General features: G+C 44.0%; 8 protein-coding genes. 6 read left to right on the top strand and 2 right to left on the bottom strand.

The window, feature by feature from the left end; all coding sequences use genetic code 11:
* Positions 1-2 precede the first annotated feature (2 nt).
* Positions 3-536, top strand: coding sequence for a prolyl-tRNA synthetase associated domain-containing protein (locus ACYQ5K_RS15525; protein WP_459777886.1), 534 nt, complete (start codon positions 3-5; stop codon positions 534-536).
* Positions 537-909: 373 nt separating this feature from the next.
* The gene (locus ACYQ5K_RS15530) at positions 910-2,283 is read left to right on the top strand and encodes an NAD(P)/FAD-dependent oxidoreductase (protein ID WP_459777887.1); all 1,374 of its coding nucleotides are present in this window, start codon (positions 910-912) and stop codon (positions 2,281-2,283) included.
* Positions 2,284-2,457: 174 nt separating this feature from the next.
* Here the strand turns inward: ACYQ5K_RS15530 and ACYQ5K_RS15535 are convergent, their stop codons facing one another.
* Positions 2,458-3,786 (bottom strand): MATE family efflux transporter, encoded by a 1,329-nt coding sequence (locus tag ACYQ5K_RS15535; protein WP_459777888.1) that lies wholly within the window; start codon positions 3,784-3,786, stop codon positions 2,458-2,460.
* A gap of 329 nt (positions 3,787-4,115) precedes the next feature.
* On the opposite strand from ACYQ5K_RS15535, the gene ACYQ5K_RS15540 reads away from it, so the two are divergent.
* Together ACYQ5K_RS15540 and ACYQ5K_RS15545 are read left to right on the top strand one after the other, a co-directional pair.
* On the top strand, positions 4,116-4,814 hold the full coding sequence (locus ACYQ5K_RS15540; protein ID WP_055157500.1) for an ABC transporter ATP-binding protein: 699 nt from the start codon (positions 4,116-4,118) through the stop codon (positions 4,812-4,814).
* Between the two features lie 14 nt (positions 4,815-4,828).
* The gene (locus ACYQ5K_RS15545) at positions 4,829-7,147 is read left to right on the top strand and encodes an ABC transporter permease (protein WP_195231039.1); all 2,319 of its coding nucleotides are present in this window, start codon (positions 4,829-4,831) and stop codon (positions 7,145-7,147) included.
* Positions 7,148-7,188: 41 nt separating this feature from the next.
* Here ACYQ5K_RS15545 and ACYQ5K_RS15550 read toward each other — a convergent pair whose 3' ends face one another.
* Positions 7,189-8,220, bottom strand: coding sequence for a LysR family transcriptional regulator (locus ACYQ5K_RS15550; protein ID WP_459777889.1), 1,032 nt, complete (start codon positions 8,218-8,220; stop codon positions 7,189-7,191).
* Positions 8,221-8,319: 99 nt separating this feature from the next.
* Here ACYQ5K_RS15550 and ACYQ5K_RS15555 point away from each other — a divergent pair, with 99 nt between their 5' ends.
* Positions 8,320-8,889 carry a chromate transporter gene (locus ACYQ5K_RS15555; RefSeq protein WP_173689114.1) on the top strand — a complete coding sequence of 190 codons (570 nt, stop codon included), beginning with the start codon at positions 8,320-8,322 and terminating at the stop codon, positions 8,887-8,889.
* Complete coding sequence (locus tag ACYQ5K_RS15560; RefSeq protein ID WP_459777890.1) at positions 8,886-9,431, top strand: chromate transporter; 546 nt, start codon at positions 8,886-8,888, stop codon at positions 9,429-9,431. Before ACYQ5K_RS15555 ends, ACYQ5K_RS15560 begins: the two co-directional genes overlap by 4 nt.
* The last annotated feature ends 106 nt before the right edge of the window (positions 9,432-9,537 follow it).

The following is a 9,537-nucleotide window of genomic DNA, read 5'->3' on the forward strand; positions in this document are numbered from 1 at the left end:
ACATGGAATTACTAAACGGAAGACCTACAAACACACAAGACAGACTGGACAAGGAGATCCGAGTGTACGATTTCTTGGATTCACTAGGTGTATCTTACCAGAGAATCGACCATGAAGCCGCAATGACAATGGAGGCATGCGAGGAAATCGACCGGACGCTGGAGGCGACGATCTGCAAGAATCTGCTTTTATGCAACCGACAGGAGACACAGTTTTATTTACTGATGCTTCCGGGAAATAAGGTGTTTAAGACAAAAGATTTGTCAGCGCAGATCGGTTCGTCCAGACTCTCTTTTGCAAAAGCAGAGTATATGGAAAAATATCTGGACATTACGCCGGGATCTTTAAGTGTGCTTGGTCTTATGAATGATAAGGACAGGATGGTACGGCTTCTGATCGATGAAGAGGTGCTTGAGGGAGAATATATCGGATGCCATCCATGCATCAATACATCAAGTCTCAGACTTAGGACAAAAGATCTGATTGAGAAGATCATTCCGGCGATGGAACATGAGCCGACCATCGTGAAGCTGTAAATCCGCCAGAAAACGAAAAGGGTAGCAGAAACAGCAATATAGAAACAGAAAGATTTTTGACAGTGCAAATATAAAAACTGGATAATGAAAAATATCACAAAATCTATATAAAAAAACAAAATAAATTCATGCAAAATTCATATAAAAAAAGAAAGAAACACCTTGACGAAATGCAAGATTTCTCTTAAAATATGAAAGGTTGTGCAAAAGAAGAACAACTGCCGTGCAGAATCATCTGGATACAGACAGATATGCGGCAGTTTTATTATGTGACATAATATAGAATTGCACATACATTACAGTCTATATTTATGGCACAGGCAATTTAGTGAAAATTATATTTTATCATGCAAATAAAAGGAGAGATACACGGATGAAGTATGATGTAATTATTATCGGTGCCGGACCAGGCGGAATTTTTGCTGCTTATGAGTTGATGAAAAAGAAACCAGACTGCAAGATTGCAGTATTTGAAGAAGGTTATCCGCTGGAAAAGAGAAAATGTCCGATTGATGGCGAAAAAGTAAAGAGCTGTATCAACTGCAAACGCTGTTCGATCATGTGCGGATTTGGCGGAGCCGGTGCATTTTCAGATGGAAAATACAATATCACCAATGATTTCGGCGGAACCTTATTTGAGTATATCGGTAAAAAACAGGCTGTTGAGCTGATGAAGTACGTCGATGAGATCAATATGGAAAATGGTGGAGAAGGTACAAAACTGTACTCCACAGCCGGAACAAAATTTAAAAAGCTTTGTCTTCAGAACAAGCTGAATCTTCTGGATGCATCTGTACGTCATTTGGGAACAGATATCAATTACGTCGTTCTTCAGAATCTTTATGATCAGATGAAGGATAAGATGGACTTCTTCTTTGATACACCGGTTGAGACGATTGAGATCATCGACGGTGGATACCGTATCGTATGTGAAAAAAATTCTTACGAATGTGAGAAATGTATCGTTTCCGTTGGAAGAAGTGGAAGTAAATGGATGGAAAAAGTCTGCGAAGATCTTGCAATCCCGACCAAGTCCAACCGTGTGGACATCGGTGTCCGCGTAGAACTTCCGGCGGTTATTTTCTCACACCTGACAGATGAGCTTTACGAGAGCAAGATCGTATACCGTACAGAAAAATTTGAGGACAATGTGCGTACCTTCTGTATGAACCCGAACGGTATTGTGGTAAATGAAAATACCAACGGAATCATCACAGTAAACGGACACAGCTATGAAGGAAATGAGAAAAAGACAGATAACACCAACTTTGCCCTTCTGGTTGCAAAGCATTTCTCTGAGCCATTTAAGGACAGTAACGGATATGGTGAAAGTATCGCAAGACTCTCCAACATGCTTGGCGGCGGTGTGATCGTACAGCGTTTTGGTGATCTGGTACGTGGAAGAAGAAGTACCGAAAAGCGTATTGAAGAAGGTCTGGTAACACCAACCTTATCCGCAACACCGGGTGACTTAAGTCTTGTTCTTCCGAAACGAATCATGGATGGAATCATTGAGATGATCTATGCGCTTGACAAAGTAGCACCGGGTACTGCAAATGATGATACCCTTCTTTATGGTGTGGAAGTAAAATTCTATAACATGGAAGTAGAGATTGACAAGAATCTGGAAAGCTGCCACAAGGGACTGTATGTGATCGGTGACGGAAGTGGAGTTACACATTCTCTGTCCCATGCATCTGCAAGTGGTGTTTATGTTGCAAGACATATTATCGGCGAAGCAGAATAGTCTGCGAATAAAAAGGCAGAGCGAAGCTGGAAAAGTAAGATAAAGAGAAAATAAAAAACCGTAAATCCGAAGGATTTGCAGGTGTGTACTGGAAGAAAGTACCTATCTGCAATTTCGGATTTACGGTTTTTATTGTACAGAAAATTCAGCTAAATTTCTTTTGCAAGGATACTCCTAGTGTTGCGCAGTCGCCCGTCGGTAAGTCAGATAAGCAATCACTGCGGTCGCAAATTCGGTGATTCCAAAGGCATACCAGACGCCGGAAGCTCCCAAAAAGCGGCTTAAGATAAAGGCTGCCGGAATAATAATGACAGTAAATCGGCACAGTGAGATGACAAGGGAAGGTCTTCCTTTTCCAAGCCCCTCCAGCGCACCGGAGCTGGTGATGGACACGGAAGAAACTAAAAATCCGAGGCTGATGATCCGAAGTGCAATTCCTCCTGCCTGAATAGTTTCCGGATTGGAACTGAACAGTGCAATCAGTGAATCCGGGAAAAGCTGGCAGAAGATTGTGCCAAAGAGCATGATCCCAAGACTAAGGTAAAGGGTATCGGCAAACAGCTTATGGACACGTTTTGTTTCTCCGGCTCCGTAGTTGTATCCGATCAGCGGACGCATTCCCTGAATAATCCCGTTTGCCGGAAGATACAGGAAGGTCTGCAGCTTGTAATAGATTCCGAGCACCACCACGTAAACCTGGGAGTAGGCGGCAAGGATCCCATTCAGTGCGGTGATAAGCAGGGATGGAAGTGCCATATTCAAAGTGGCAGGGATTCCGACCGCGTAAAGCCGTCCGGCCATGGCACGGTCTACGTGGCAGCTTCTATGAATCTTCACCGGAAGAGGTCTGGTAAAATAAAAGGCAAGGTACAGTACCAGTGTGACAACCTGACCAAGACCGGTTGCAAGTGCGGCCCCTTCAATTCCCATTTTCGGGAACGGTCCGATTCCGAAGATCAGAAGTGGATCCAGTACGATATTGAAAATACATCCGCTCATCATGCAGATCATGGACACGCGCATCCGTCCGACTGCCTGGAAAATTTTTTCCCAGGTAATTTCAAGAGAGATTACAATGGAAAATCCAAATGCGATCTGGGAGTAGGCATTTCCCATCTGAATAACGGTCACGTTTTTTGTAAAAATCTGTAAAAATAGCGGCATTACGGCAATTGTGACTACGGTAAGAACGATACCGTGGATGACAGAGAGAAAAAGTCCCTGTGTGGCAGCTGCATCCGCTTTTTTCTGATCCTGGGCGCCAAGGAAAAAGGCAATGGCAGCATTAATCCCAATTCCGAAGCCGACACCGACCGAGGTGATAAAATTCTGGATCGGGTAGACCAAAGACAGCGCAGTCATGGCTTCTTCGCTGATTCTTGCGACAAAATAGCTGTCAACAATATTATAAAGAGAGTTGACCATCATTGAGATCACCATTGGCAGAGCCATGGAAAGCAGAAGCGGCAGAATCGGTTTTTCTTTCATGAAAGTCTGGTTCATAAACATTCCTCCTGATAAATATAAAGCATAAGGTACAAAATCTGTAAAAAAGGGCAGAAACCCGATACATAAAAAGCCACATAACTGCCGCTGTCTGCAACAAGTTATGTGGCGAAAAGTAGACATCTATTTTGATATCCAGAAAAATCCACAAAGATTTTGGTATAAAATTACACAGATAATTATTTTAAAAATTTTCCTTCCATTTGTCAATATCTTTTTGAAAAAATACCAATTAAAATATTGACAAAAAAGTAAGCTTAAACTAACATAAGTGTATGAAATATAACATTACTACGATGCAAGTAACTAAAGGAAGGAGTAGAGGAATGTTTTTAGAGATTAAAGGGATCAAAAAATCGTTTGGAACAGGCGACAGCCGGGTAAATGTTCTGAAAGGACTTGATCTGGAAATTGAAAGAGGAGAATTTTGTGTGCTTCTGGGACCATCCGGTTCCGGAAAATCGACTCTTCTGAATATTATAGGCGGCATTGACGGGGCAGATGAAGGAAGTATTACGATTGACGGAGAACAGCTGGAGGATATGACAGAGAAGAAGCTGTCATTGTACCGGAGAAAGCATTTGGGTTACATTTTCCAGATGTACAATCTGATTCCGAACCTGACCCTCAGGGAAAATATTGAGGTTGGTGCTTATTTGAGTGACCGTCCGCTGGATGTGGATGAGCTGATGCACACACTGGGAATTTATGAGCATCAGAACAAGCTGCCAAACCAGCTTTCCGGAGGACAGCAGCAGAGGACAGCAATCGGGCGTGCAATCGTGAAAAATCCGGATATTCTGCTCTGTGATGAACCGACAGGTGCGCTGGATTATAATACTTCTAAGGAAATCCTGAAGCTGATCGAGACCGTCAACCAGAAATATGGAAATACGATCGTGATGGTTACACATAATGATGCGATCAAGGATATGGCGGACCGGGTAGTAAAGCTTCGTGACGGTATGATCCGCAAAAATTATTGTAATGAACACAAGCTATCAGCAAGTGAGCTGGAATGGTAAGGAGGACGCATGTTATGAAGAGTCCTTTAAGAAAAAGACTTCCACGGGAATTGAAAAGTGAGACTGGAAAATATCTGGTGGTGCTGATTCTTATGATCGCAACGATCGGATTTGTATCTGGTTTTCTGGTTGCAGATGGAAGTATGCTGAAAGCATATAATGAAGGCTTTGAAAAGTACAAAATCGAAGATGGAAATTTCCGGGTAAAGAAGAAAATCACGAAGTCACAGAGGGAGAACATTGAGAAAAATGGTGTAACACTGTATGAGAATTTTTATCTGGAAGAGGCTCTGGACAATGGAAGTACCATGCGTATTTTCAAAAACCGGGAAGAGGTCAACCTGGTGTGCCTGATGGAAGGAAAGTTTCCTGAAAAAGCCGGAGAGATGGCTATTGACCGTATGTATGCGGATAACAACGGCATTTCTGTTGGAGATACACTGAAAAGTGGCTCAAAAGAATGGAAAGTAACTGGATTTGTAGCACTTTCTGATTATAGCTGTCTGTTTCAGAACAACAATGACAGTATGTTTGATGCAGTCAAATTTGGAGTATCAGTTGTTACGCCGGAAGAGTTTGAATCCCTGGATCAGGAGAAGCTTCAGTACAGCTATTCCTGGGTGTATGACAAAGCACCGAAAAATGAAAAACAGGAAAAAAAGATGTCGGAAGATCTGATGGAAGCACTAGGGGAAGAAGTCACTCTGGAGTCATTTGTGCCACAGTATCTGAACCAGGCAATTACATTTACCGGTGATGATATGGGTAGTGACCGTGCCATGATGACAATGCTCCTCTATATGATCATTGTGATCATGGCGTTTGTATTTGGAATCACGATCAGCAATACGATCCGTAAAGAAGCAGGCGTGATCGGAACTCTGCGGGCTTCCGGGTATACAAGAAAAGAACTGATCGGACATTACATGGCGCTTCCGGTGATCGTTACGCTGATCGGTGCGGTGGTCGGAAATATTCTGGGCTATACAGCACTGAAAAATGTATGTGCGGGGATGTATTATGGAAGCTATAGTCTGCCGACCTATGTGACGGTGTGGAATGCAGATGCTTTCTGGATGACAACGGTGGTTCCGGTGTTGATCATGCTGGTAGTCAACTATGGAATCCTTCGCTACAAGCTGAGGCTTTCACCGCTGAAATTCCTGAGAAGAGATCTTTCTGGAAGCAGGCGGAAAAGAGCAGTCCGGCTAAGTCCGAAGCTTGGAATCTTCCATCGGTTCCGACTGCGTGTGATTTTCCAGAATATGAGCAATTACATCGTACTTTTTATTGGAATTATATTTGCGAATCTGCTTTTGTTCTTTGGACTTTTGCTGCCGTCAGTACTTTCGCATTATCAGCAGGATATCCAGAGCAATATGCTTGCAAAATACCAGTATATGCTGGAGGTTCCGGTAAGTGCGATGAGCGGAAACAAACTGGACAGTATGCTGGAGCTTTTACAGTTCTCTTATGGAACAAAGACGGAAAATGAAGATGCGGAAGCGTTCAGCGCTTACTCATTGGAAACATTGCCAAGCAAATATAAGACAGATGAAGTGATCCTGTATGGAATCAAACCGGACAGTAAATATATCGATGCAGATCTGGAGGACGGTGACGGTGTCTATATTTCCAGTGCCTATGCAGAGAAGTTTCTGTTGAAGTCGGGAGACTCGATCACGTTGAAAGAAAAATATGAAAAGACAAAGTATACATTCGAGGTTAAAGGAATCTACAAATACAGCGGTGGAATCTGTGTCTTTATGCCACAGGAGCAGTTGAATGATACCTTTGATCTGGGAAACGATTATTTCAGTGGATATTTTTCCAATTCGAAGATCAAGGATATTGACGGGAAATACATCGGTTCGGTGCTTGATCTGGAAGCACTGACAAAGATTTCGAGACAGCTGGATGTATCTATGGGAAATATGATGGGGATGGTCAATGCTTTTGCAATCGGTATTTATATGGTTGTGATCTATCTGTTATCCAAGATCATTATTGAGAAAAATGCACAGGCTATTTCCATGACGAAGATCCTGGGATATACCAATGGAGAGATCAGCAGGCTTTATATCTGGTCGACAACGATCGTGGTGATCATCTGTCTGCTTCTCAGCCTGCCGATTGAGAAAGCAGTTATGAATGTGCTGTTCCGGGAAATGATGCTGACCAGTATTTCCGGCTGGATCGCACTTTGGATCGATCCGAAGATCTATGTGGAAATGTTCCTGATCGGAATCGGAACCTATGCAGTTGTGGCAATTTTAGAATATCGAAGGATTAAACATGTGCCGATGGGTGAGGCACTGAAAAATGTAGAGTAAGGGGCAGAAAAGAAGAGAATTAAGGTGCGGATCAGGGCAGACTAAGCTGCCCTGTAGATTGCCGGGACGATTTCGCGGAGGAGAGCAAGAAGCGCCTGAAACTGTGCATGATGATAAATGTTTTTCCGGTAGACGGCACAGATGTCCCTGGTGTCATGAAAGTGATCCGGGGTAAAGAAATGAATGTCCGGAAAGGAAGTAGTCCGTGCATAAATTTCAGGAAGAAAGGCAATCCCCATTCCGCGTCTTGCAAGAGAAAAGGCAGTATTACTGCTGGTGCAGATGCAGCGTATATTCGGATGGAAAGCGGCAGTCTCGCAGATCTTGCGGCTGATCTTTTCGAGATCGTGATCCTCTGAAAGCAGAATAAATGGAACTGCAGATAGCGCAGGAAGATGAATCTGAGGAGTGGCAGAAATGCCATCCTCTTTTTTGGATTTCACAATGTTTCTGAAAAAATTCCGGTTACTGGTCTCGGATACAGATTCTGCCTGGCTGTCTGAAACCAGAGTAGCAGAAGAAGACAGGTGCGCTGGCGGATCAGAAAATGGACACAGCGAATCCGGGATTGCCAGGACAAAACTTTCCTTCACCAGCAGCTCGCTTTCAAAGTTAATCGTATCCGGGCTGGAGATATCCAGGATCAGATCCAGCTGATCTGCTTCCAGCATTTGTCGCAGGATATAAGTTGGCTGTTCAATGATCTGAATATCACAGTTCTCATACATGGAATAAAAGCGCTCCAGAACCGGCACGAGAAGCCGCTCACTCCGGTGGGGACTGAGACCCAGACGGATCAGTTTTCGTGAACCGGAGGCAATATCGCCAAGCTTCCACTCCAGCTGGGTATGAGAATGAAGGGTAGAAACCGCCCATTCGTAGAACAGGGAGCCGGCATAGGTAAGCTTCATCTCGCCACGGCTCCTCTCAAAAAGAGGGACTCCGGTTTCCTTTTCCAGAGCCTGAATGCTTAAGGAAAGGGATGGCTGTGAGATATAAAGCTTCTGAGCCGCTTTGGTGATACTTTTTTCTTCGGCAATGGTGATGACATATTGCAGCTGATTCCAGTTCATAAAACTCCTCTATAGGTTAAAACTATATTTTTAATAATAAAACATATATTTCACAAATGTCAATAGAGATGATAAAGTAAAGGGCAGGAGGAGGAACGGATGAAAAAAGAGAAAATAAAAAATGGACTGATGCTGTTTGCGTTTTTCTTTAAGATAGGCTGCTTTACATTTGGCGGAGGATGGAGCATTCTGGCGCAGATGGAGCAGGAGTTTGTCGATAAAAAGAAATTGATCACAAAGGAAGAACTGCTGGATATGGTTGCGGTTGGAAAGTCAGTTCCCGGAATTATGATCACCAATATCAGTATGCTGTTCGGTTATTATGTAGGCGGCTGGTTCGGTGGAGTCTGTGCGGTACTTGGAATGACCTGTCCGGCGGTGCTGATCCTGTCGTTTGTGACTGCATTTTACAAGGTGCTGAAAAGCAATGTCTGGTGCTATGCAGCCCTTCGGGGAATCCGTTGCGCGGTGGTCCCGATCATGGGAAGTGCGGCATTGTCCCTTGGAAAGGAAGCATTCCGAAAGAAGATGGCAGTTCCAATCTGTGCGGTGGCATTGGTGCTGTGTGTCTTCACGGACATCAGTAATGTGCTGATGATCGTGGCTGGAATCATATTGGCACTTTCGGTAAGAGCGGTGAAAAAGGCGAAGGGAGGACAGATGGCATGATTTATCTCAGACTGTTTGCGGCATTTATGAAAATTGGGTTTACCAGCTTTGGCGGGATGTCGATGATCCCGGTTATCATGCAGGAGATGAAAGTGAACCAGTGGATGACGGCGGAGGATCTGACCAACCTGATCGCCATTGCGGAAATGACACCGGGACCACTTGGAATCAACTGCGCAACCTTTGCCGGGATGCAGACGGCAGGTGTGCTTGGCGGAATTGCGTCTGTTATGGGTGTGCTGATGCCTGCGTATACGCTGACGCTTGGTGTGGCGGTGTGTTTTGCAAAGTTCCGTGGGAATGACATTATGAGCTGTATGCTGGATGTGATCAAGCCAATCTGTATCGCGATGATTCTTGCGGTGATCCTGAATCTGATGCAGGAAAATTATTTCCCGAATGCGCGGATTGACTGGTTTGGATGCGGGATCGGAATTGTGATGTTTTATCTGATCTTGAAGCGGAACTGGTCGGTACCGAAGGTGATCACACTTGCGGCAGTGCTTGGAATGGCCGGGTATGGTGTGCTTGCAATGGCATAGATCCATGGGCAAAACAGGAGAGTTATTCTTTTGCAAATTTGAAGATTTGTAAGAGGGTAACTCTCTTTTTATTTCATAGGAAATTCCGAAGGAACTTCCTATGAAA

It is taken from the genome of Allocoprococcus similis (assembly GCF_054660775.1).